General features: G+C 58.8%; 23 protein-coding genes. 15 read left to right on the top strand and 8 right to left on the bottom strand.

Features of this window, described 5'->3' with window-relative positions:
* Nucleotides 1–7: 7 nt before the first annotated feature.
* Nucleotides 8–262, bottom strand: coding sequence for a hypothetical protein (locus H5T64_04195; GenBank protein MBC7263543.1), 255 nt, complete (start codon nucleotides 260–262; stop codon nucleotides 8–10).
* Between the two features lie 179 nt (nucleotides 263–441).
* Between H5T64_04195 and ygfK the strand changes: the two genes are divergently transcribed.
* The 5 genes from ygfK to H5T64_04170 all read left to right on the top strand — a co-directional run bounded on the left by ygfK (nucleotide 442) and on the right by H5T64_04170 (nucleotide 7,198).
* On the top strand, nucleotides 442–3,708 hold the full coding sequence (gene ygfK, locus H5T64_04190) for a putative selenate reductase subunit YgfK (GenBank protein MBC7263542.1): 3,267 nt from the start codon (nucleotides 442–444) through the stop codon (nucleotides 3,706–3,708).
* A gap of 20 nt (nucleotides 3,709–3,728) precedes the next feature.
* A complete protein-coding gene (gene ssnA, locus H5T64_04185; GenBank protein ID MBC7263541.1) occupies nucleotides 3,729–5,072 on the top strand; it encodes a putative aminohydrolase SsnA in 1,344 nt (447 codons plus the stop codon).
* A 17-nt stretch (nucleotides 5,073–5,089) separates the two neighbouring features.
* On the top strand, nucleotides 5,090–5,875 hold the full coding sequence (locus H5T64_04180) for a PIG-L family deacetylase (protein ID MBC7263540.1): 786 nt from the start codon (nucleotides 5,090–5,092) through the stop codon (nucleotides 5,873–5,875).
* Nucleotide 5,876: 1 nt separating this feature from the next.
* Nucleotides 5,877–6,566, top strand: coding sequence for a TIGR01906 family membrane protein (locus tag H5T64_04175; GenBank protein MBC7263539.1), 690 nt, complete (start codon nucleotides 5,877–5,879; stop codon nucleotides 6,564–6,566).
* A gap of 74 nt (nucleotides 6,567–6,640) precedes the next feature.
* A complete protein-coding gene (locus H5T64_04170) occupies nucleotides 6,641–7,198 on the top strand; it encodes an HD domain-containing protein (GenBank protein MBC7263538.1) in 558 nt (185 codons plus the stop codon).
* Between the two features lie 77 nt (nucleotides 7,199–7,275).
* On the opposite strand, the gene cysK is transcribed toward H5T64_04170, so the two are convergent.
* The 4 genes from cysK to H5T64_04150 form a co-directional block, all read right to left on the bottom strand.
* Nucleotides 7,276–8,202, bottom strand: a complete 927-nt coding sequence (gene cysK, locus H5T64_04165; GenBank protein ID MBC7263537.1) for a cysteine synthase A — start codon at nucleotides 8,200–8,202, stop codon at nucleotides 7,276–7,278.
* Nucleotides 8,203–8,272: 70 nt separating this feature from the next.
* Nucleotides 8,273–8,875 carry a hypothetical protein gene (locus H5T64_04160; protein MBC7263536.1) on the bottom strand — a complete coding sequence of 201 codons (603 nt, stop codon included), beginning with the start codon at nucleotides 8,873–8,875 and terminating at the stop codon, nucleotides 8,273–8,275.
* Nucleotides 8,872–9,015 (bottom strand): hypothetical protein, encoded by a 144-nt coding sequence (locus H5T64_04155; GenBank protein MBC7263535.1) that lies wholly within the window; start codon nucleotides 9,013–9,015, stop codon nucleotides 8,872–8,874. The genes H5T64_04160 and H5T64_04155 overlap by 4 nt, the downstream gene beginning before the upstream one ends.
* Before the next feature lie 73 nt (nucleotides 9,016–9,088).
* The gene (locus tag H5T64_04150; GenBank protein MBC7263534.1) at nucleotides 9,089–10,087 is read right to left on the bottom strand and encodes a restriction endonuclease; all 999 of its coding nucleotides are present in this window, start codon (nucleotides 10,085–10,087) and stop codon (nucleotides 9,089–9,091) included.
* Nucleotides 10,088–10,249: 162 nt separating this feature from the next.
* Between H5T64_04150 and H5T64_04145 the strand changes: the two genes are divergently transcribed.
* Together H5T64_04145 and H5T64_04140 are read left to right on the top strand one after the other, a co-directional pair.
* On the top strand, nucleotides 10,250–11,074 hold the full coding sequence (locus tag H5T64_04145) for a DUF559 domain-containing protein (protein MBC7263533.1): 825 nt from the start codon (nucleotides 10,250–10,252) through the stop codon (nucleotides 11,072–11,074).
* Nucleotides 11,075–11,082: 8 nt separating this feature from the next.
* Nucleotides 11,083–11,661: a hypothetical protein gene (locus H5T64_04140; protein ID MBC7263532.1), complete on the top strand. Its 579-nt coding sequence runs from the start codon at nucleotides 11,083–11,085 to the stop codon at nucleotides 11,659–11,661.
* On the opposite strand, the gene H5T64_04135 is transcribed toward H5T64_04140, so the two are convergent.
* Nucleotides 11,658–12,467, bottom strand: a complete 810-nt coding sequence (locus H5T64_04135; GenBank protein MBC7263531.1) for an N-acyl homoserine lactonase family protein — start codon at nucleotides 12,465–12,467, stop codon at nucleotides 11,658–11,660. The two genes, H5T64_04140 and H5T64_04135, sit on opposite strands and share 4 nt — an antisense overlap.
* A 495-nt stretch (nucleotides 12,468–12,962) precedes the next feature.
* On the opposite strand from H5T64_04135, the gene H5T64_04130 reads away from it, so the two are divergent.
* The 7 genes from H5T64_04130 to H5T64_04100 all read left to right on the top strand — a co-directional run bounded on the left by H5T64_04130 (nucleotide 12,963) and on the right by H5T64_04100 (nucleotide 21,122).
* Complete coding sequence (locus tag H5T64_04130) at nucleotides 12,963–14,255, top strand: extracellular solute-binding protein (GenBank protein ID MBC7263530.1); 1,293 nt, start codon at nucleotides 12,963–12,965, stop codon at nucleotides 14,253–14,255.
* A 216-nt stretch (nucleotides 14,256–14,471) separates the two neighbouring features.
* Nucleotides 14,472–15,374 carry a sugar ABC transporter permease gene (locus H5T64_04125; protein MBC7263529.1) on the top strand — a complete coding sequence of 301 codons (903 nt, stop codon included), beginning with the start codon at nucleotides 14,472–14,474 and terminating at the stop codon, nucleotides 15,372–15,374.
* Between the two features lie 2 nt (nucleotides 15,375–15,376).
* On the top strand, nucleotides 15,377–16,219 hold the full coding sequence (locus H5T64_04120) for a carbohydrate ABC transporter permease (GenBank protein MBC7263528.1): 843 nt from the start codon (nucleotides 15,377–15,379) through the stop codon (nucleotides 16,217–16,219).
* Nucleotides 16,220–16,299: 80 nt separating this feature from the next.
* On the top strand, nucleotides 16,300–17,682 hold the full coding sequence (locus H5T64_04115) for a glycoside hydrolase family 13 protein (protein MBC7263527.1): 1,383 nt from the start codon (nucleotides 16,300–16,302) through the stop codon (nucleotides 17,680–17,682).
* A gap of 51 nt (nucleotides 17,683–17,733) precedes the next feature.
* On the top strand, nucleotides 17,734–18,777 hold the full coding sequence (locus tag H5T64_04110; GenBank protein MBC7263526.1) for a substrate-binding domain-containing protein: 1,044 nt from the start codon (nucleotides 17,734–17,736) through the stop codon (nucleotides 18,775–18,777).
* A gap of 371 nt (nucleotides 18,778–19,148) precedes the next feature.
* Nucleotides 19,149–20,672: a S1 RNA-binding domain-containing protein gene (locus tag H5T64_04105; protein MBC7263525.1), complete on the top strand. Its 1,524-nt coding sequence runs from the start codon at nucleotides 19,149–19,151 to the stop codon at nucleotides 20,670–20,672.
* 114 nt (nucleotides 20,673–20,786) lie between these two features.
* Nucleotides 20,787–21,122 carry a TraR/DksA C4-type zinc finger protein gene (locus H5T64_04100; protein MBC7263524.1) on the top strand — a complete coding sequence of 112 codons (336 nt, stop codon included), beginning with the start codon at nucleotides 20,787–20,789 and terminating at the stop codon, nucleotides 21,120–21,122.
* Between the two features lie 50 nt (nucleotides 21,123–21,172).
* Here H5T64_04100 and H5T64_04095 read toward each other — a convergent pair whose 3' ends face one another.
* Together H5T64_04095 and H5T64_04090 are read right to left on the bottom strand one after the other, a co-directional pair.
* The gene (locus H5T64_04095; protein ID MBC7263523.1) at nucleotides 21,173–21,613 is read right to left on the bottom strand and encodes a hypothetical protein; all 441 of its coding nucleotides are present in this window, start codon (nucleotides 21,611–21,613) and stop codon (nucleotides 21,173–21,175) included.
* Nucleotides 21,614–21,621: 8 nt separating this feature from the next.
* Nucleotides 21,622–22,026, bottom strand: coding sequence for a hypothetical protein (locus H5T64_04090; protein ID MBC7263522.1), 405 nt, complete (start codon nucleotides 22,024–22,026; stop codon nucleotides 21,622–21,624).
* A gap of 348 nt (nucleotides 22,027–22,374) precedes the next feature.
* Here H5T64_04090 and H5T64_04085 point away from each other — a divergent pair, with 348 nt between their 5' ends.
* A complete protein-coding gene (locus H5T64_04085; GenBank protein ID MBC7263521.1) occupies nucleotides 22,375–23,085 on the top strand; it encodes a CoA pyrophosphatase in 711 nt (236 codons plus the stop codon).
* The last annotated feature ends 26 nt before the right edge of the window (nucleotides 23,086–23,111 follow it).

The raw sequence follows: 23,111 nt of genomic DNA, 5'->3' as shown, positions 1-23,111 counted from the left end.
AGGGTTCTCAGTCATCGTCGGGCTTTCGCTCGGCTACGTCGCGGTCCACGTCCACCACAGCCTGGGCGATGGCCCAACTGACCAGGCCCCACGACCCGCCGGAAATCAGCACCACCAAGACGAAATTCTGCAGCGACAGGTTGGAATCGCGGATCAGGCCGATCAGCGAGAGGATGATGGCGACCAGGGCGAAGAAAAGCCCCACTTTGACCGGCCCACTGATGCGTTGCCACAGTGTAGGCTTCGCCTTTTCTGTTGACATAATATCCTCCTCTACCACGCTCTCTGCTTAGCAAATAATTATACTGGACGCAGTTCACAAATGGCAAGGCCAGCGGGAGTCCTTGCTCCTGGGCTATTCGATGGCAATGCTGGACAAATCGGCTGATCTATGGCATAATACAGTTGACTCGGCAGGCACATTTGGTGAGGAGGAAACACATGTCCGACAAGATGAGAGTGCAACCCTTTGACATCCTTCTCAGCCGCATCCTGACTGAATACCAGCAGCACGAATCCATCTTCGGGATTCACCGCTCTCTCTTCTACACCCCCAGGAACGAGAGCCCCTACGCCATTGCAAACATGTTCGGGCAATACTTGGCTACTCCTATCGGTCCGGGCGCGGGACCGCACACCCAGTTGGCGCAGAACATCCTCTGTGCCTGGCTCTCCGGCGGGCGTTTCATCGAACTGAAGACCGTGCAAATTATGGACGAACTGCAGATCCCCCGGCCTTGCATTGACATGGAGGATGAGGGATATAACGTAGAATGGTCGCAGGAACTCAAACTTGACCAGTCCGCTTACGAATACATCAAGGCCTGGGCGCTGATCCACATCTTGCGCCGACTTCTCGGTTTTGAGGACTTCCCCCTGGGCACTATCTTCAATATGAGCGTGGGCTACAATCTGGAGGGGATTCAGAGTCCGCCTATGACCCGTTTCATGGACCGGCTGGTGGATGCGTCGGAGGAGATCGCCGAGATCCGGGGCGTTCTGCGCGAGCGGTTCCCCCAGTTCGCCGACGTGGAAATCCCATCCCGTTTGACCAATAATGTTACTCTGTCCACGATGCACGGCTGCCCTCCCGACGAGATCGAGCGGATCGCCCGCTACCTCTTGGTGGAGAGGGGCCTGCACACCATCGTCAAGCTGAATCCCACCCTACTGGGCAAAGAAATGGTGATGCGCATCCTCCACGAGGACCTGGGATATGGCGAGATCCAGATCCCCGACGCCGTGTTCGAGCACGATCTGCAATACGATCGGGCAGTGACATTGATTCGCGCGCTCCAGCAGGTGGCTGCCGCGCACAACCTGACCTTCGGCATCAAACTGAGCAATACCCTAGCGATGACGAATCACAAGGGGTATCTCCCCGGCAATGAGATGTACATGTCGGGGCGCGCCCTCTATCCTATCACCATGAACCTGTTCTACAAACTGTCTCGGGAGTTCAATGGCGATCTGAACGTCTCGTATTCGGCCGGGGCCGATGCATTCAATGTTACCACCATCCTGGCTGCTGGCGCTAAGCCAGTCACGGCGGTCACAGACCTGCTCAAGCCCGGTGGTTATTCCAGGCTGCTCCAATACTTGGAACGCCTGGAAGCCGATATGCGCGAGCGAGGTGTGGCCAGCCTGGATGAACTGGCGCGGGACAAATTGGCGAATTTGGAGCACGCGGCTGCCGACGCCCTGCGTGCCCGGCGTTACAAAAAACAATACCATCCCTACGGCCTGCCCAAGGTCGAATCGGGGCTGGAATTATTCGACTGCGTGGCTGCTCCCTGTGTGGAGCAGTGCGCGGTATGCCAGGATGTGCCCGAATATACCTGGTGGATCGCTCAGGGCGAATACGACCGGGCGCTGGAGGTCATCCTGGCCCGCAACCCACTGCCGGGCGTGACTGGCTACGTCTGCACCCATCTCTGCCAGACCCGCTGCACGCGGAACAACTACGACGAGCCAGTGGCCATCCGGACGCTGAAGCGGTTTGCCGCTGAAAGCGGGAGCGTTCCCGTGTCGCCGACCAAGAAAACCGACCACAAGGTGGCTATCATCGGCAGCGGTCCTTCCGGGCTGGCGGCTGCCTACTTCCTGGCGCTGAAGGGCGTCCAGGTCACTATCTTCGAGGCCAAGGACGTGGCCGGCGGAATGTTGGCAATTGCACCACACTTCCGCTTGCCTCCAAGTATCGTCCAGGGGGATATTGACCGCATCGCCGCGATGGGCGTCGCTATCCGACTCCATCACCCCATCACCACGCCGCCAGAAAGCCTCTTGCAGCAGGGTTTCGATGCGGTGTATGTCGCTTGTGGCTTTCAAAAGGATGCTCCACTCCGCATAGAAGGGATCGAGGGAGAAGGCGTCTTTGGCGCCCTCGATTTTCTGGGTCGGGTGGCTCGGGGGGAAAGACTGCATCTGGGTTCCAGGGTGTTGGTGATCGGCGGCGGCAACACGGCGATGGATGCCGCCCGAACGGCACAAAGGCTCTCCGGTCGGCCAGCAACCGTCCTCTACCGCCGCACACGGGCGGAGATGCCGGCCGCAGAGGAAGAAATAGAGGCTCTGTTGGAAGAGGGCAATATCTTGGAAGAACTCGTTTCTCCCCTCCGGGTGATCCGAGAGAACGGGCACGTGGCAGCGTTGGAATGCATCCGCAATAGATTGGGCGAGCCCGAGGCGGATGGTCGCCGGAAGCCGGTTCCCATCCCAGGAAGCGAGTTCAAGTTAGAGGCCGATTCCATTATCGTAGCCATCGGGCAAGCGCCGGATGTCGCCTTCCTGCATGGCAGTGGCGTCTCCCTGGGCAAGGATGGGACGATCCTGGTGGATCCTAAGACCGGGCAGGCGGGCACACCGCGGGTGTATGCGGGTGGGGATATCGTGCGTGGGCCGGCTACCGTCATCGAGGCCTGCGCCGATGGTCGCCGGGCAGCCGAAGCAATTTGCGCGCAACTGGGCATCGCGTTTGAACCCTTGCCCTCCCATCCGGCGCTGCTCTCCGGGGAAGATATCTGGAAAGTGAAGCGCATCCGGGCCAGAAAAGAGTTGCAACATCAGCCGGAGATGCTCCCGGTGACCCAGCGTGGTGGCTTTGATCTCGTCGAGCACACGCTGACGGAAAGCGTAGCGCGCAGCGAGGCTGCTCGCTGCCTGCAATGCTCCACCCTCTGCGATAAGTGCGTCGAAGTCTGCCCCAACCGGGCCAACTACACTTACCTGGTCTCGCCAGTGAGCCTGATGATCCCCCAACTCTCATGCCGTGATGGCAAACTAACAGTAGCCGGGACGGAGCCATTCCAGGTGAAGCAGGTGCGGCAGATCATCCACGTGGACGATTTCTGCAACGAGTGCGGCAACTGCGCCACGTTCTGCGTCCACGCCGGCAAGCCTTATCAGGAAAAGCCCCGGCTTTTCTTGCAGGAAAGCGACTTCGCCAAAGAGAGCGATAACGCGTTTGTTATCCGGGGGAGCACCATCCGGTGGCGGGAAGGGGGCCAGGAGTCGCGACTCACGATGATGGATGATGGAGTCGAATTCGAGAACGCACGGGTAAAAGTGCGATTCTCGCCCGATTTTCAGGTCAAGGAGATAGCATTGAAAGAGGCGTTCGCGGGCATTCTCTCCCTGAGGGAAGCGGCCGAGATGGCGCTGATCCTCAAGGGCGTTACTGCATCTTTGCCTTTCTTGTTGGTGTAGCCAAACGAGGAGGAAAGATTATGCTCATCACAAATGGTCGTGTGATTACCTTTGGCGAGGCGAACAAGATTATCGAGAACGGCGCTGTTCGCGTGGAAGGAGCGCTGATCACAGATGTGGGCGCGACCCCCAGCCTGAAGAAGGCTTACCCAAACGACGAAATCGTGGATGCGCGGGGACAATTGATTATGCCGGGGAATATCTGCGCCCACACCCACTTCTACGGCGCGTTTGCCCGGGGCATGGCCATCCCCGGCGACCCACCGCGCGACTTCCCCGAGATCCTGGGAAAACTGTGGTGGCGATTGGACCGCGCACTGTTGGATGAAGACGTCAAGTACAGTGCGCTGGTGTGCCTGGTGGATGCCATCAAACACGGGACCACCACGCTGATAGACCATCATGCCAGTCCGTCCGCCATTGGTGGCAGCCTGGATCAGATCGCCGACGCAGTGACTGGGGCCGGCCTGCGGGCCAGCCTGTGCTACGAGGTAACCGATCGCAACGGCCGAGGCCAGGCTTTGGCTGGCATCGAGGAGAACGTCCGCTTCCTGAAGGCCGTTCGGGGAATGGACAATCCGTTGCTGGGGGCATCCTTCGGCCTGCACGCCTCCCTCACTCTCTCGGACGAGACGTTGGCGGACTGCGTGGCGGCGGCGAAAGGGCTGGACACTGGCTTTCACATCCACGCGGCCGAGGGGGTGGCGGACCAGGAAGACAGTCTGCGCCGCAGCGGGAAGCGGGTCATCGAGCGCCTCCACGACGCCGGCATCCTCGGCCCCAAGAGCATCCTGGCACACTGCGTGCACGTGGACGCCTGGGAGATGGAGATCCTGCGCGATACAGGCACCTGGGTCACGCACCAACCCCGCTCTAACATGAACAACGCCGTTGGCGTCGCCCCAGTGGAGACGATGCTGCGCGGCGGAATCAAGGTGGCGATGGGGAACGATGGTTTCAGCAACAACATGTGGGCCGAGTGGAAGGCGGCCTATCTGGTGCACAAACTCTGGCACGGTGACCCGCGACGGGCGAACGGGTATGACATCATACGGATGGCAGTTACCAACAACGCAGCCCTGGCGCGGATATTCTGGCCTGAGGCAGCGGTGGGGGAGATTTCACCTGGTGCCTATGCGGATCTGATTCTGGTGGACTATCACCCCTTCACCGAGTTGACAGCGGGCAACCTGCCCTGGCACATCCTGTTTGGCTTCGAGGCCAGTGCCATTACCTCCACTATGGTTGCTGGCAGGTGGCTGATGCGCGATCGGGTACTGCTGACGCTGGATGAGGCCACGATTGCGGCCAGAGCGCGGGAACTGTCGGCAGCGGTGTGGCAGCGATATAAGGAGCTGGAATAAACAACACTGAGGCACACATGCCTCCAGACCGCTCGTATCAACATGTGTATCTGTCGCCGCACCCGGACGACGCAGTACTGTCCTGCGGGGGAACTATCTACCAGCAGACATCCCATGGCGAGGGCGTGCTCGTCATCACCTGCTGTGCGGGTATCCCGGACTACGAGAACCTGTCACCTTTCGCCCTGGAACAGCACCGCCGCTGGGGGAGTCCACCAGACCCGGTGAGGGTGCGACGGGCGGAGGATAGTATTGCCCTGCGCTTCCTGGGCGCCGATTACCTGCACCTCGATTTCCTCGATTGTATCTACCGCCGCCATCCGACGGACGGGACGTTCCTGTACGCTTCCGAGGATGCCATCCTCGGCGAGGTGCACCCCGGCGAGGAGAATCTGAGCGCCGACATCGCGGGGGCGGTGCGGCCTCACATCAAGCCAGGGCTCACGAGCGTGTATCTGCCGTTGGGAGCAGGTCGTCACGTAGACCACCAGGTGGTCAGCCGGGTGGCGCGATATGTTGTGACCGTGTCGCCGCGAATCGTCTTCTACGAGGACTTCCCGTACGTGGAGAATCCCACCGGACTGGAGATGGCCCTTTCGGCCCACACGCTTCCTGTACGGCCCCTCGTGCGTCCGCTGGCAGAAGAGGATGTGGCAGCACGTATCGCCGCCATCCGGCATTACGTCTCACAAATAGGCATGCTTTTCGGCAGCGCGGAAGCCATGGCTCAGCGCGTGCGGGCATATTGCGCCTCGGTAGCGGGGGGCCAAGGGTACGCGGAACGTTTCTGGATGGGGGAGTGAGATGCGATTACCACCTGTGGTAAGGACCCTGACAAAAACACTGGTCGTGCTGGCAGTCCCCGGCTTCCTATTGCTTTCCAACCTCTATTTCCTGCTGACGCCAGCCTACATCGCTTGGGAATACAGCCGCCCCGGCTTTCCGCCATCTGAGCGCTACACTGCCAACGAGCGGCTGGGGCTGGCGCTACAGACCGTCCACTACCTGCGGTCCAACGAGGATGAAGGTTATCTGCGGAGTATGTCCACGCGGCAGGGCCCCGCCTACAACGAGCGGGAGATCCGCCATATGGTGGACGTGAAGGCGGTGGTGGGTGGGATGATGGCGGCGCAGTTCATCTGCGGCGTGGTGATGCTCGCCGGGCTGGCGCTCTTGCTCCTCGACCCAGAGACCCGCCCGGTGGCGGCCTCCTACGTGGTGCGCGGATGTATCTTGCTGATAGCCTTCATCCTGGGCGTCGGCCTGGTGGCATTTCTGAACTTCGACGCCTTCTTCGTCCTCTTCCACCGCATGTTCTTTGAGGGCGAGACGTGGCTTTTCGCCTACAGCGATACGCTCATCCAACTTTTCCCGCTGGAGTTCTGGATGGATGGAACGTTGGTGTTGGCGGTCTTGGCTCTCACCGAGGCGGCACTATTGGGCTTGGCTGCCCTGTGGCTGGGACGCCGGACAGCAGGAGGGATGGGGGTGTGATCACGGTGGAAGAGGCGCGCGCTTACTACCAGGGGGCAGAGGCGGCGCATGATTTCGACCACGTCCTGCGGGTGATGCGGCTGGCTGAGCGCATCGCCCTGGCCGAGGGCGCAGATGTGGAGATCGTGCGGGCGGCAGCATTGCTACACGATGTGGCTCGCGCCGATGAGGCCCGTGGCGGGCCACCCCACGCGGCGGCGGGAGCAGCACGGGCACGGGTGATCCTGGCCGGGCATCCACCGGAACGGGTGGAGGCAGTGGCGGAGGCCATTGCCTCGCATCGTTTTCGAGAGCGTCGGGCCCCGCGCACACTGGAGGCGCAGGTGCTCTACGACGCCGACAAACTGGACGCTATCGGGGCCATTGGTGTGGCCCGGGCCTACGCCGTGGCTGGACGCGAGGGGCAGCGCCTCTGGGCGGAGGTCCCGCCAGACTACGTTGAGCGCCCTGTGTCTTCTCTGGAGGAGAATGCCGCGCCATGCCACACGCCCTGCCACGAGTACGTCTACAAACTCTCGCACCTGAAGGATATGCTCTATACCCCGACGGCGCGTCGCCTAGCCGAGGAGCGCCACGCTTATATGGCCGCCTTCTTCGAGCGCCTGGATCGAGAGGTGAGGGGGGAGATCTAGTCTCTGCCACGAAGGCTCGAGGGCACGAAGGTTACATAAAAATTGCCGCTTAGCATCCTCGTGGCTTTGTGGTTAGCCTAAGCCTCGGCGAAGAGGAGCGTGCTCAGGTAGCGCTCCCCGCAACTGGGAATAATGACCACGATCAACTTGTCTTTATTTTCCGGCCGCCGCGCCACCTGAAGCGCCGCCCACGTGGCCGCGCCCGATGAGATACCTACTAGCAGCCCTTCCTCTTTCGCCATCCGCCGAGCTGTGTCGAAGGCATCCTCGTCCGTCACCTGGATGACTTCGTCAACGACCGCCGTGTTCAGCACATCGGGAATGAAGCCTGCCCCGATGCCCTGGATCTTGTGTGGCCCTGGCTTGCCGCCCGACAGCACCGGCGAGGCGGCAGGTTCCACGGCGATGGCCTTAAAGTCCGGCTTGCGGGCCTTGATGACCTCGCTCACGCCGGTGATGGTGCCACCGGTGCCCACGCCGGCCACCAGGATGTCTACCCGGCCGTCAGTGTCGCGCCAGATTTCCTCGGCCGTGGTGCGGCGGTGGATTTCGGGGTTGGCGGGGTTCTTGAATTGCTGGGGCATGAAGGCGTTGGGCATCTGGGCCACCAGTTCTTCGGCCTTGCGGATGGCGCCGCGCATGCCTTCTGTGCCGGGGGTGAGGACCAGTTTTGCGCCATAGGCTTGGAGCAGGCGACGGCGCTCCGCACTCATGGTCTCGGGCATGGTCAGGATTAGCCGGTAGCCTTTGGCCGCAGCGACGAAGGCCAGCGCGATGCCGGTGTTGCCACTGGTGGGCTCGATGATGACCGTGTCGGGCCCGATGAGGCCGGCCTTCTCGGCCGCCTCGATCATGGAGACGCCGATGCGGTCCTTTACGCTCCCTGCGGGGTTGAAATATTCCAACTTGGCCACTACCTCGGCGACGGCGCCAGCGGTCAGCCGATTGAGCCGCACCAGAGGGGTATTGCCGACCAGTTCGGTGATGCTATTGGCGATTTTCATGTCGTTCCCTCCAGGGTCAGACACGCAGGGGCCAGACACGCAGGTCTGCCCCTACTACAAACGTGGTAGTTCATGTTTCGCGCCCTGAGGCCGGGCGCGTCCTGAACGACTCTAACCAGAGATCGAAATCATCTGCACCCCGGCGCTGGGGATTCTCCTTGTCGAGTGACCAACGCTGGGGATTAGTCGCAATGTATTCACGGATTCTGTGCAACGATTGTTCGTTACGGATGACATGTTCGTAGTAATTTCGTTGCCACAATTTGCCGGGGAATGGGTGCCAGCCGTGTTGCTTGACCCCGCGAATATATTCATTGGTCGTCATAGTTTTGAACCATTGCACCATTTCCGGTAGGGGCACACCGACGTGTGTGCCCGGATCGGGGCGGACACACAGGTCCGCCCCTACGATTATGACGATGCCGTGAAAATGATTGGGCATAACGACGTATTCGTCCGTTTCGGCCGATGGGAATTTGTTTGGTAATTCTTCCCACCATCGCGCAATCATTCGCCCGGCGTCGTTCAACTGCATTTCTCCGTCAACGATTTCTCCGAAAAGGCACTGCTGATCCTGGGTGCAGATGGTCAGGAAATAGGCGCCAGGCTGGGAATAATCGTAATCCTGCAACCTGATTGAACGGCGGTGGTGTTTTTCCGGGTCGTGTGTCATGCTGTTTCCTCGCTGATCTTGATTTCCTCTTTGCTCAGAGTAGCCTGTGCCGTACTTTCCAGCAAGCCACGGTCTATTTGAGAAAGTATCGATTTGTGCCTTTCGACATCAAGATAAATGAAATCACGAATGGTCAGCATATAGTTCCTCCCAGACAGTGGTGTAACTCTAGTTGTCTCCCTCACTCTATGAGATGGACATACACGTTGCCTTCTATCCTGCCGGCACCCACAGCTTACGCAACGGAACTCGGGCCTTGTACTCGGGGTCCAGCGCTTCGTAATGTTCTAGTAGCAGTTGGATGAAGCCATCCCGGTCAAGCAAGGCTACCGGTTCGCGGGAGCGTTCTGTCTCTCGCTTTGCGTCATCGGAAAATCCACCAGTAGACACGTACAAACCACTGTCGCCGGTGCGCAGTGATCCCAGAAATGCACGCATTTCTGGTCCGCCTACTGTTCCTTTCCGATGCTTGACCTGCACTTTGATCCGGGGTTGCTCAAAACCAAATGGGTCTGAATGGGCTATGATATCTACTCCACGATCTGATCCAGGCGAAGTACTCACGGCCCGGAAGCCCATGGCTCGCAACACTGCCGCCACCAAATCTTGAAAGTCGTAAGGATCTAGGCGGCTGATGATATCGGCGATCAGTTCATCGGCCCTTGCCTTCACTTCTTCAAAAAAGAAGGGGAGTTCCTCGCCTTCACCTGGGGTAGCAGGCGCCTCTTCTGTAGCAGTGGCGATTCTGTGAATTTCTTCCAGATGCTCGTCTAGTTGGAAAACAGTCGCGAGACCACCCATAGAATTGCGTGCTGGGGCACTAAAGTCATCCCGTGATACCTTTCTTAGCCACTGGACCCGGCGCATATGAGGGTAACGGTCGGGGAACACATCTTTGCGGTATTCGTATGGCCCCTCCACCAGTCCAATCAGCACTTCTCGGCTCGCCTTGATATAAGTGAGGACATAGTCATCCTCGTGCATCTCCTGTGCGAAGCGATACATTTGGCCAGCGTTAACACTAATGCGCGCTGGGGACACATCTGGATAGACTTCTTGGAAGCGTTGCTTGAATTGCTCGCGTCCCCTAAGGCCTGAAACGTCCCCCATTTTGGCCCAACCGATGGCTACAGCGCTGTTCACCTCAACTAGATCTGCGAGTTCGTTCTCGCTCCCAGCACGTACCATCCAGGCGCGTTTTGGTTTGGTCACAATAACACCTCCTCTTGTTGCTCCTGGGCCTCATCCAGGCTCAATGTGTCCTACGGGCTCCAACTTTCCATGTTATCATATCACGAAACCCACTCTGCGTCAATCAAGGCGAGTTTTGCCAAAATCGCCCCTTGCAGTTAAAATCCTGCTCGGGGAATGATCATGTCGCCAAGGACCAAGGTTACAGGCAAAGACTCCTCAGCGCCCCAGGTGCTTGTCGCGGTCATGAACAGCCGGCGCGATTTCGAAATCGCCCGAGACCAACATTGGTATCGCATCCCTTTGCGTTCGGCTCCCAAACGCCTGCGCGCTGCTTACCTCGCCTTCTACCAGACCAAGGTCTTCGGGCCCGAGAAATGGGCGGTGAACTACTACGCCCGGGTCCGACGCTACGCCACCGTCCGCCGCGCCGACCTTTTGCCCGAGGAGAGGGACCACCCCCGCGCCGATGATTGGTACTACCGGGTGGATATCGGCCCACTGATGCGCCTGCCGCGCCCCATCGTCAGCAAGCGCTGGCGACGCATCACCTTCATCCCCACCACGCTCCCCAAATTGCTGCGCGCCGAGGAAATCAACGACCTCTTCGACGAGAGCCCTCTCGAAGATACCCTCTGGTACGCGCTCAAGCAGGCGGAGATCGAAGCCGAGCGGCAGTACTACATCGGCGAGGGACAAGAAGCCTACTGCCTGGATTTCGCCGTCTTCTGTGAGCGGGGCCGGATTGACGTGGAATGCGACGGCGACACCTGGCACGCGGACCCCGAGCGCATCCCGCAGGACAACGCCCGCAACAACTACCTGACGAGCAAGGGCTGGGCCGTGCTGCGCTTCGGGTCGGCGCAGATAGAGAGGGAGTTGCCGGCCTGCGTTCACGCCGTGAAGGAGACCATCAATGGCTTGGGAGGGATGAGCCGGAAGGGAACCATCTCCAGGCTCTTCCGCCATCACGATACCGGAGAACCCATCCAATTAGAACTATTCTGAGGAGAGCGATGAGCGACATTACAGTGCCAGGCACCTACTTTGCGAAACCAGGGCGCGGCAATACCGACGCCGTCTTGCAAATCGCCAAACGCCGCGCCGACGAACTGGGCATCCGCTCCATCCTGGTTGCTTCCACTTTCGGGGATACCGGGGTGGCGGCGGCAGAACTATTCACCGGATATGATCTGGTGGTAGTTACACACTCCACGGGCTTTGCTGCGCCCAACGCCCAGGAACTGACGCCGGAGAACCGGGCGCGCATCGAGGCCCTGGGGGCGAAGATCCTCACCTGTCAGCACGCCTTCGGGGGTGTGGGGCGAGCGGTGCGCAAGAAGTGGGGCACCTACGAACTCGAGGAGATCGTGGCCAACACGTTGCGCATCTTCGGCGAGGGCACGAAAGTGTGCGTGGAGATCGCCCTGATGGCAGCCGATGCGGGTTTGGTGCGCACGGGCGAGCCGTGCATCGCCATCGCCGGGACCGGACGAGGGGCCGATACGGCGCTGGTGCTCCAGCCTGCCAACGCCCAGAGTTTCTTCGACCTGAGGGTGATGGAAATCCTGTGCAAGCCTCGGCTGGGGGCTTAGGCCCATTGCCATTGTGGGCCGACGAGGATATCCGGCCTGGGATTCTGCAGGCTCAAGGCATCGTGGGCGGGCAGGATGAGTATGTCGGGGTGGGCGCGCCAGAGCCCCCGGATGTTGACCACGCTCTGCCAGCCGGCGGTGCCGTGGTCGGCCATGGGCTGGGCGGCGGGTTTGGTGTAATTCTCCGCGCAATAGACCGCGTCGCCAGCCAGTAAAACCAGGCCAGAATCCAAGTCCAGCAAAAGGGATTGATGGCCGCGGGTGTGGCCGTAGGTGGGCACCAGCACGATCTGGCCATCGCCCATCACATCGTAGGACGAGCGGCTGTCCGCGTCGGGGCTTCCGCCGTAAACGATGGGCTGGATGGGCAAGCCGGCGTACTCTTGCTTCTTGTAACCCCTGACGAAGGTCAGCCGGCCCTGGGCGGCTGTCCACTCCACTTCCGAAACTTTCACCTCCGCGTTCTGGAAAGCCCGCAACCCACCGGTGTGATCGAAATGCAAGTGGGAGAGGATGACGGTGCGGACATTCTCGGGGGCGAGGCCACGCTGTCGCATCTGGCTGGGCAGGTCCATGTCCGGCAGGGAACGGAAGGGGAGGAGGCGGTTGTAGAGAGGGCCCAGGTAGGAGGCCGGGTTGTGGGCGACCTGGCTACTGAGGCCGGTATCGAAGACCACCAGGCCGGCGGGGTGTTCGATGACAAAGGCTAACACCGGCAACCTGCGTTCCTTTTCTCCCCCGCCTACGAAAAGGTATTTCTCCTTTACGGTCACCCAGCCGGTATCGAACACGTGCAGCCTTAGCATATCGCGCCCTCCTCAGCGGGATGACGGATCGTTCCCTCAGACACTCTCTCCGTAGCCACCCATTATAAAGGCTTGGGGCGATTTTGACAATATGCCGGGATAGTCTTTTTCCTAAGAAAGGCAGCCAAAAAACAAAATTCTCTGCGCTCTCGACGTGCTCAGCGGTGGAGATTCTGAACCACACCCAAGATGCATGCCATCGCGTTTTCGTCCCCTGGGGAAATTTGGCCCAAGGGTCTTGACAAATAAGCCGAAACGTGGTATAATTAAACCGATTTAGTAAATCGGTTCAACAATCGTCTTGAGCCTTGGGTTCTGCGTCAGGCTGGGCAACCACGCGATGCGGATTTTGTCTAGTATCCGGAGTCTGCTGTTAAGGGATGAGAGGGGGTGGTCGCGAGATTTTACATAATGCCAATGGCTTTCAGTTGGGAATGCCCTTATGAGGGCAGGGGAAAGAGTATCACGAATGAATCCAAGTGGGGAGGAGAAGCGATGAAAGTCAGAAAACTGATGGTGATAAGCGTGCTGTTCGCGCTAGTTCTGGCAGGATGTGCGCCTGCGGCCACGCCCACGCCGGCACCGCCACCACCGACTGTGCTGCCCCCAACCGTACCACCACCCACCGTACCGCCGCCAACCCCCACACCAGCAAAGCGAGTCGTAGTGGTTTGGCATGGGGATGCAGAGCCTGTGGCGAGAATTACCGAAAACCTCATTCAAACAGAGTTCAACAAACTGTATCCGGACATCGAGGTCAAATACGAGTTGGCTCCGGAGCCATTCAAGGAGAAGCTCCTGGTGGCAATTCCTGCCGGAACAGGGCCTGACCTTTTTGAATGGAACCATGACTGGATAGGAACCTTCGTAAAAGCGGGGCTCCTCGAACCGATCGATGACCTCGTAACTGTAAAACTCGAAGAGCAGTTCGTCGAATCAGCGTTCAAAGCAGGCCAATACGAGGGGAGACTCTACACTCTACCAATATCCGCAGAGGCAGGCGCTTTTGCCTGGAACAAGGATCTACTGGGTTCGCGACCGGTGCCTAAGACGACGGACGAATTGGTGGCCCTCATGGCGGAGTTCAAAGCACAAGGATATTATGGGATCAGTTTCCCCATGGTGCCATTCCTAGCCTCCGGATTCATACACGCATACGGGGGTTGGCTCTGGGACGATGCAACAAAAACCCTGGGTGTCAATAGCCCCGGGACGAAGATGGCAATGGAGTGGATGCTGAAGACGTTTAAGCCCTATATGTCGGATGACCCGTCTTGGGACCCGCAAGTGGTGTTGTTCACGGAGAAAAAAGCGCCCTTCGCCGTCAATGGCCCATGGATGACTGGTTCGTGGAGAGATGCGGGCATTGACTTCGGGATCGCCCCGCTGCCAGAGATCTCCGAGATCGGCAGAAAGCCAGAACCATATATGGGGGTAAAAAGCATCTACATGACCAAGGGTGTCAGAGACAAAGAAGCAGCGTTTACCTTCATGGTCTGGGCGACGACAAGCAGGGAGCGCATTCTGCAAAGGGCTACCCAACTGGGTTACATCCCGGTTCTCAAGGAGGCACTGGTGCTCCCCGAAATACAGGAGGACCCGATCATCAGCGGGTTTGCGCAGCAGGTAGCGCTCGGTAGGCCCATGTCATCAAGCCCAGAGATGGTGGCTGTGTGGGGGCCGTTCGACGAGGCTCTCCGAGCGATATTCACGGGGGCCAAGCCAGTAGACAAAGCCTTGGACGATGCGCAAGCGGAGATCTTAGAAGCGATAAAGGAAATACAATAGCCTGTGTTGCGCAGCGACCGAGGGCAAATAAGGTGCACTCAACATTATCGCCGTGACTTTCAGCGCCCAAGGCTGAACACATGTTCAGCCTTGGGCGGCTTTAGGGCAACGGAAGGGTCTGAGCAAACCGTTCGTCGGTTACCGTAGTTTTGCAGATTTCGTCAGAGTTTGGCACAATTGGTTATCTATCCTGAGTAAATAGGATGGAAGGGAAAAATGTCCTTTCAGAAGCGTGGGGGATCGCCAATCTGGCGCACGAGAACAGCCTATTTGCTCGTTCTGCCCGGTCTGGCGTTCTTCCTGTTTTTCTTCCTGTACCCGATTGCTTATTCGATACGATTGTCCACCACAAACGCAAACTTCTTCAACTTTGTGAGCGGGTATGAATCAATAGGTTTGGACAATTACCGGAAGTTGCTTGTTGAAGGCAAGTTCTTCTCTCCTTTATTGAGAACTTTTCTCTTCATGCTCACGAGCGTCTCTCTAAAGGTTCTTGCAGGCCTCTTTTTTGCCAGCTTGCTTAGCTCTCCTTACCTGAAGTTGCAGCGGGTACTCCGTCCTTTTTTCCTCACCCCATGGGCTGTGCCTTGGTTTTTCCTGGTCCTGATCTGGAGGGGCATGTTTAATCAGGATTTCGGGGTGATCAATCAGGTGCTCCGGTCCATGAGTTTACCAGCGGTGAATTGGCTGAATGATGCGCGGAACGCCTTTTTCGCCTACAACGTGGTAGAAACCTACCTGGCTTACCCATTCATGATGACGGTCACGTTAGCCGCGATACAAAGCATCCCCCCTGACCTTTATGAGTCGGCTATCGTGGACGGAGCCAGTTCATGGGATACATTCCGGTATATTACCCTGCCGCTGATCAAGAGACCTTTTCTATGGGCAACGCTAATGACAACCATTGCTTCCTATATGATTTTTGGAGTTCCATTCCTGATGAACAAAGGGGGTCCAGCGGGGAGCAATGAATTCCTCTTGGTTCACGGATATAAGCGAGCATTTGACTTGGGACGCTACGGCTATGCGGCAGCCTTTATGGTGCTCGTTTTCGGCATTTTGATCATATTGGTGGTCCTCTTTTCCAAGACATCCAGGCTGACCGAAGAGGCGTGAAAATGGGTGGAATCAGGCGCAAAGTGCTCAGCGCGGGCTTCACAGCGATCGCGATTCTGATTTTATTCGTATTACTCTACCCACTCGTTTGGATAATCTCGTCCTCAGTCAGACCTTATTCGACTTTGTACACAACCGAGACCAGGATCATCCCTGCTCAGGCAACATTAGATGCGTTTCGATGGGTTTTCCTGGAGTCCAAATTCTGGCTTTACGCGAAAAACAGCCTGATCGTTTATGCCATAACGCTTGTCTCTTCACTGGTAGTAACGGTCCCAGCGGCTTATGGTTTTTCGAGATTCAAGTTTTATGGAAAGGAAAGTCTTCTTTACTCCTACTTTGTTCTGGCGCAGTTCATGAGTGGCATGAGTGTAGTGGGCTTGATAGGACTTTATCTATTATTAGTTCGTCTCGGATTGATAGACTCGTTAGCGGTTGTGGGCTTGATTTACGCGGCCAGCAATGTGCCCTTCGTCACCTGGTACCTGAAAACATACTTCGACTCCTTGCCGCGGGATTTTGATGAAGCAGCATTTCTCGATGGGGCCTCATTCATCCAGAACTTGCGTTATGTCATCGTACCGATAGCAAGACCTGGAATTCTCGTTGCCATCATTTTCATCTCCATCTTCACCTGGAGTGAATGGGTTATCGCAGGGACGCTTTTGGGACCAGAGCATTTCACTCTACCCGTAGGCCTTGTTACCCTCCAAGTCCGGTGGGAAACGCCATGGAACCGCTTTGCAGCGATGTCCCTCATATACAGCCTGCCGATGATCCTGTTGTTTGTGCTATCTCATCAGCAGATGGAGGCCGGGATGACTTTGGGTGGCATGAAAGGTTAACGAGGGGAATGTAGAGAATCGCCCTTGCGTTTTGCTATTGGCAGGGTAACATATCATCATAATAGGTGTTCAGGTGAACCATGACATATCCAATCCCAGACTGGGTCAAAGACGCTGTTTTCTACGAGATCTTCCCCGAGCGCTTCGCCAACGGTGACCCCAGCAACGACCCGCCCGGTGTCGAACCGTGGGGCGGAATCCCGACCCGGACGAATTTCTTCGGCGGCGATTTGCAGGGGATCATCAATGGATTGGAGTACCTGGAAACGTTGGGCATCAATGCCCTCTATCTGACACCCATCTTCGCTGCCAATACGAACCACAAATACGACACGGTGGACTACTATCGCATTGACCCCCATTTTGGAGACCTGGAGACCTTCCGGCGACTCCTCCGAGAGGCCCACCGGCGGAGCATTCGGATCGTGTTGGACGCAGTCTTCAACCATGTGGGGGAGGGATTCTGGGCCTTTCGGGACGTGGTCGAGCGGGGCGAAGCATCACCGTATGTGAACTGGTTCTACATCGAGGACCTCCCGGTTACCAAGAAGCCAACGCCAAACTACGCCACCTTCGAAAACGCCGATTACCTGGTGAAACTGAATGTCCATAATCCGGAGGTCCGTCACTATTTATATGACGTGGCACGACACTGGACCCGCGAAGGGATTGATGGTTGGCGATTAGATGTCCCGTTCTTGATGAACCACCGCTTCTGGAAGGGGTTTCGTCGGGCGGTGAAAGAGATCAACCCAGAATTGTACATTGTGGCCGAGATCTGGCAGCAGGCGACGGATTGGCTCCAGGGAGATGAGTGTGATGGGGCGATGAACTATCGCCTGCGCGACCTCATCCTGGATTTCTTCCTGCGTGGGAAGTTGGATGGCCCGGCTTTCGACCGCGAACTGGCCGCTCTGCGGGCGGAGCATCCGGGAGAGACAGCCTATACGATGCTGAACCTGCTGGGGAGTCACGATACGCCCCGCTTCCTCACCTTATGTCAGGGTGATAAGGAGCGCTTCAGGGCGGCGACCACCTTCCTCTTCACCTACATTGGCGTCCCGATGATCTACTACGGGGACGAGGTGGGGATGACCGGGGAGAACGATCCTGACTGCCGTCGCCCAATGGTATGGGACCCTGCGGCGCAGGATGGGGAACTACTGGGGTGGCATCGCCACCTGATCCGCATCCGCAAGGCGCACCCCGCTCTGCGTCGGGGAACTATCCGCACCGTGTATGCCTCAGATGACGTATACGCCTTTGAACGGGGGTTGGAGACTGATCGGGTTGTTGTGTGTGTCAACCGGGGAGCCATGGCCCAGGCTTTTCGGCTGCCGGAGGAGTATTGGTGTGCCAAGCCCGTGTGGCGTGATGAACTGTCCGGCAGGGTTTATCAGAGCACAGAGCCTATTGAGATCGGGGGGCGCTCTGCCCTGGTCTTAGTGGGCGAAACGGAGTAAAATACGACCGTCGACCGCGCGTATGTTTACGGTTGTTCTCAGGAGAGATAAATGGCCCGAGTGACGATCAAAGATGTTGCCGAACGAGCCGGTGTTTCGAAGACTGCCGTCTCCTTCGCCTTCAATGACCCTTCGCGCCTTTCGGAGGCTACGGTTCAGAAGATCTTAGCAGTGGCGAAGGAATTAGGATACGCTCCCCACCCGATCGCGCGCAGCCTGAACATCGGGCGGGCTGGAGTATTGGGGTTACTTCTGCCCCAAGATATTCCCACGATTCTGGAAAACCCTTTCTTCATCCAGTTCATACGTGGAATTGGGCGGACTTGTGATCAGGAAGCCTTGTCGCTGATGCTGATTCCCCCAGTCGAGGGTTCGATGCTCAAGGCGGTGGATCACGCCATTGCGGATGGGTTCGTGGTCCTGGGCCTGGAACCTCAAGACCCGGTCGTGAACATCCTTCGCCAGCGGCACGTGCCCTTTGTGATGGTGGATAGCGAGCCGCTGGATGGGGTACCCGGCATCAATATCGAGGACTACCAGGGTGCGCGGGCGGCTATGATGTATGCCCTTCACTGTGGGCATCGGCGCATTGCCATTGCCGCATTTGAGTCAGGCAAAGAAGGGGGATGGCACGAGTACACTGGTACACTTCGCTGGCGCTTAGCGGGCTACTCAGAGGCGCTGGCAACTGTTGGTTTGTCCCTCGACCACTCGGAGGTCCAAATAGTGGAGTGTGAAAACAGCATCGAGGGCGGGGCAGAAGTTTTCCATCGCCTATGGCAAGCGCCGTCGCCACCCACTGTCATCATCGCCATGAGCGACATCATTGCCTTGGGAGTGATGGGCGCTGCTCAGCAGTACGGTCTGGAAGTGCCAAGGGACCTCTCCGTGATCGGCTACGATGACATTCCAGAAGCCGGGTGCGCTACCCCTCCGTTGACCACGGTGCGCCAACCTATTGTGGACAAGGGCGAACAGGCGGCCGAATTGCTGGTCAAAGTCCTGTGGGGCGAACTGACCAGCGAGCGCCGCACCTTGCCCACAGAATTGGTCATTCGCGCATCCGTTGCTGCGCCCCGCAGCGAGTCCCATTAGACCCCTTTGCAGGAGAGCCCAACCTCATGCTCGGCCCTGAACGTAAATGTCCGCACTCCGCACAACTTTGTTGACAATTCCCCTGGATTGGTGTAGAATAATCACAGGGTAATCTCATATCTCGGGGCCGACCTTATAGTCTTGAGGTCAGGGCCGCGTTGTGGGGCATAGTACGTCCTGCCGCTTACCGTCCAAGAACGGCTGGGACACGGGCTGCACTTTTTGCGCTTATCCGTTGCATCAGTTCGAATGGTGAGACTCGGTTCCCATCGGCTTTTGTGCCGGGCAGGGCACCGAGTTTTGTGTTGTGAAAAGGTCGCACTCATCACCACCGATATGGGTGGGATTCATCCCGCTATAGTGGAGGCTTTATGGAATATGTAGCCGGAAGCGCTGCGCCCGAAACGCAGCCGCAGGAGCAAGCGCCAGAGGCGCCTGCGATAACAGGAGGTGCTGAACACGTCGGACGAGTCTCGCTAAGCGCAGAAGAGAGTGTCCCAATCTCAGTGCCAGAACAGTCCTCGGAGCAGGAGGTCGCAAAAGAGAACAGCCATAGCATGGAGCAAGCGCTGGCCGGAGAGTACGACTATCAGGGTCCACGGCGAGGGGAACTCCGGCGCGGGACGGTGTTGGCTATGAATCCCGATGGCATGATCGTGGATTTGGGGCTCAAGCGCGAGGGCCTGGTACCTGCCAACGACCTACAGAGGGTGGACAAAAAGGTTTTGGCCGGCATTCACCCAGGTGATGTGGTGCCGGTGTATGTGCTCCGACCGCGAGATCACGAAGGCAACCTCATCGTCTCTTTGCATCGCGGGTGGATGGAGCAGGACTGGATCCGAGCCGAAGAGCTGGCCTCGTCCCGGGGGATTTGGGAGGGCCAGGTGACAGGGTACAACCGTGGTGGGCTTATCGTGCCCTTCGGGAGGATACGCGGCTTTGTCCCCGCCTCTCATCTCGCGAATATGCCGCGTAGTCTGAGCCCTGCCCAGCGCGAGGAGCGCATGGCAAAACTGGTGGGCCAGAAACTGCCCCTGAAAGTCATTGAGGTGGACCGCGAACACAGGCGCTTGGTCTTCTCGGTGCGCCTGGCAATGCGAGAGTGGCGTGCCATCCGGCGGGAGCAATTATTGAACAGCCTTCAGGAGGGCAGCACGGTGCGGGGCCGGGTGAGCAGCATCGCCGATTTCGGGGTCTTTGTGGACCTTGGCGGGGCGGATGGCCTGATCCACATCTCCGAACTCTCTTGGGGCCAGGTCCAGAACCCGCGGAAACTGGTCAAGGTCGGCGATGAATTGGAGGCCCATGTGCTGCGGGTGGACCGAGAGCACAACCGCATCGCCCTGAGCCTGAAGCGCCTGCGCCCAGATCCCTGGCTGTTCGCGGAAGACAACTACTGGGTGGACCAGTTGGTGGAGGGCACCGTCAGCAGGGTGGTGGATTTCGGGGCCTTTGTGGAGTTGGAGGAGGGCATTGAGGGCCTGGTCCACGTCTCCGAACTAGCCAACAAGCCCCCAGCCGATCCGCGCCGGGTCATCGCCGAGGGGGAGCGACACCTGTTCCGTGTGATCAAGGTGGATGCCCGCCGCCGGCGCATTGGTCTGAGCCTGAGACGCGTGACCGATGAAGAGCGGGAAGAATGGCTGGCTCGGCAAGAAGAGGAGGAGGCGAGTGCACCCGCCAGCGCTATCGTTGCGTCGGGAAGCACAGGGGAAGCCGAGCCGAAGGAAACGGGCGTCGAGACCGTTCTGGTATCGTCCTCCGAGGAAGTCCAACCTGCCGCCAACGCGCCCGCCGAGGCGACGGAGGAGATACCCGTAACCCCGCCTGATGAAAACGAGAGCCTGTGGAAAAGCCTGGCTGCCGATGAGGAACGAGGGCTGATTAAACCATAGGGGACGCCGAAACCGCAATCCTATGCCTCTGTGCATCCCGTATCCTCAGCGGCAAGTGTGTTGTGAGATCGGATTTCATCTTCCCACCGAGTTGTTCGTCCCTTGGGAGCGGTGATGATCGAGATGAGTGCTGAGATCAGAGCGAAACTGGAAAAAGAACTCCAGGAAGCACTGGCTGAACTGGAGATAATCGAAAAGCGACTGGAGCATAAGGCGGATTACGGACCGGGCTTGGGCGATCCGGCCATATACGATTGGGAATTCAATCTGGCCTTGCGGGAACGGGCGCGCCAAAGGATCGAGTCCATCCGTGAGGCTTTGCAGAAACTGGAGCGGGATCGCTACGGCATTTGCGAACGTTGCGGCCAGCCCATTGAACCAGAACGCCTGGAGATCTTGCCTGATACAACACTGTGCGTGGCCTGTGCGCGGGGGCGCTCTATGCGCTGAGTCGGATGACGTTGCCCTGTGCGAAGCGGCCGACCACAACGGCCGCTTCTTTATTTCTCCGCGGGGCTTCCCTTCACACCTGGGGCGCCCTTCCCACGGAGAACCCAGGCCAAGACCAGGGCGTCGGCCAGGATCACCAACCCCCAGGTCGGTTCGGCCAGGGCGGCGATCACCGCCATGGCCAGTGCGGCCATTGCCCCTGCCAGCCATTGTACCCTTGACGGTCGTCGCTCCGCCACGTAAGCCGCCACCACCAGCATCCCGAAGGCGAACGTGCCAGCCCACACTGCGGCCAGCGCTGCCCCCCAAGTCAGCGCAATGGGGCCCGACGGTGTTACGGATATGACCGGGGCCTGGTTCTCGAACTCGACCTGGATGCGCTGGACGATGGTCAGGAAGAGCGCCGTGTACTGGGCGATGATGCCCACTCCGCCCCACAGGAGGGCGGCCACCCAACGTTCTCTCGTTTCGCTGGCCGTTCTCTTACCCATCTCCCTCCTCAGGGCACCCAATCCTTGCGAATGCTGTCGCGGATGCTGACGTAACTGCGGCGGTGGGCGAAGGCTTCGCGAATGGCGGGGGCGAACACGTTCTCGTAGAAATCCGGGCCCATGCGCTGCACGATCTCCTTTTCGAATAGGGCGTCGGTCTGCTCGATCCCGCTGAGAGAGCGGAACTTGCGCTTGGGCTCCTCGCCCCTTTCCACCGGCACTGCCTCTCGCAGTTCGCGGGGCCTGCGGGTTTCGGTCAGGGCGGAGGAGAAGCGCCGCGCGGCAACGATCTTGGCCAGCCACAGGGCATAGCCCTTGGCTTCGTCTTCGGCCATGCCGTCTTCCAGCGCTTTCAGCCGATTGTACTCGGCGAAGACATCGAAACGCCTGATGCGGGCTTTTGGTCGCAACATCTCTGCCCTCCCTGTGCAATGAGATTGTAACGCGAAGGCGGCAGATTGGCAAGTGAGAATGACCCGTGGGAGCCGTCTCCAGACGGCGATGATAGGCCTGTCAGCGGATAGGTAGCGGATTAGCGGATGGATGGGGGCGGCGTATCCGCTAATCCGCTATGCCGGAGGTCATCCGCTGATAGGGCGGGGTGGGCTTTGTGTCTTTGTGGTGTGGGATGGTATAATAAGCGAAAATTGGGAAGCCCGGGCAACGAGAAGGGGGTCTCAGGATGACCGAATTGAGCGATGCCAAGCGCGTCCTATTAGAGGGCTGTGAGACTTCACATGGTCGGGGCGTAAATTGACATAATGAACACCCATATTCGCCGACCTCATCCCAAGCAGGGCAGTGCATCCCCACTCACCCTCGACCTGGTGCGCCGAGCGCTCTCCTTGCCGCTCCCCGGACGCGCCGCCCAGGTCGAAATGGCCGTCCAGCCACGTCCCGGCGACCGTGCGGAGTTGCCGAACCCCTGTCCCAACGAGGCGGCAGTCCTGATCCTGCTATATCCTCAGGGCGGCGAACTGTGCTTCCCCCTCACGCGGCGCACGGAGAACGTCTTCGCCCACAAAGGACAGATCTCGCTGCCCGGCGGCGCACGCGAGCCAGGCGATGCCTCATTCGAGGAGACGGCCCGGCGGGAGACGACGGAGGAACTGGGGATATTGGCTCGCCGAGTGGAGATCCTGGGCTCTCTGACCCCGCTCTACGTGCCCGTCAGCCGCTTCTGCATCTACCCCTACGTGGGCCACATCCCCCGGCGGCCAACCTTCCGCCCCGACCCCATCGAGGTGGCCGAGGTCATCGAGATGCCCCTGTCGTTGCTCCTGGACCGTTCTGCCCGCGCCGTCGAGACACGGGTGATCGAGGGCATATCGCTGACCATCCCGTACTACCACGTCAGCGGGCACAGGGTCTGGGGGGCCACGGCCATGATCTTGGCTGAATTCGGGGCCCTGTTACAAGCGGTGCTGGACGACCTTAACCACGAAGACACGAAGTCACGAAGGGTAAAATAGAGAGACCTTGTGTTCTTTGTGTCTTT

This window comes from Chloroflexota bacterium, assembly GCA_014360825.1.
GTDB lineage: Bacteria > Chloroflexota > Anaerolineae > UBA2200 > JACIWT01 > JACIWT01.
This window is presented reverse-complemented; position numbering and strand designations above follow the sequence as displayed.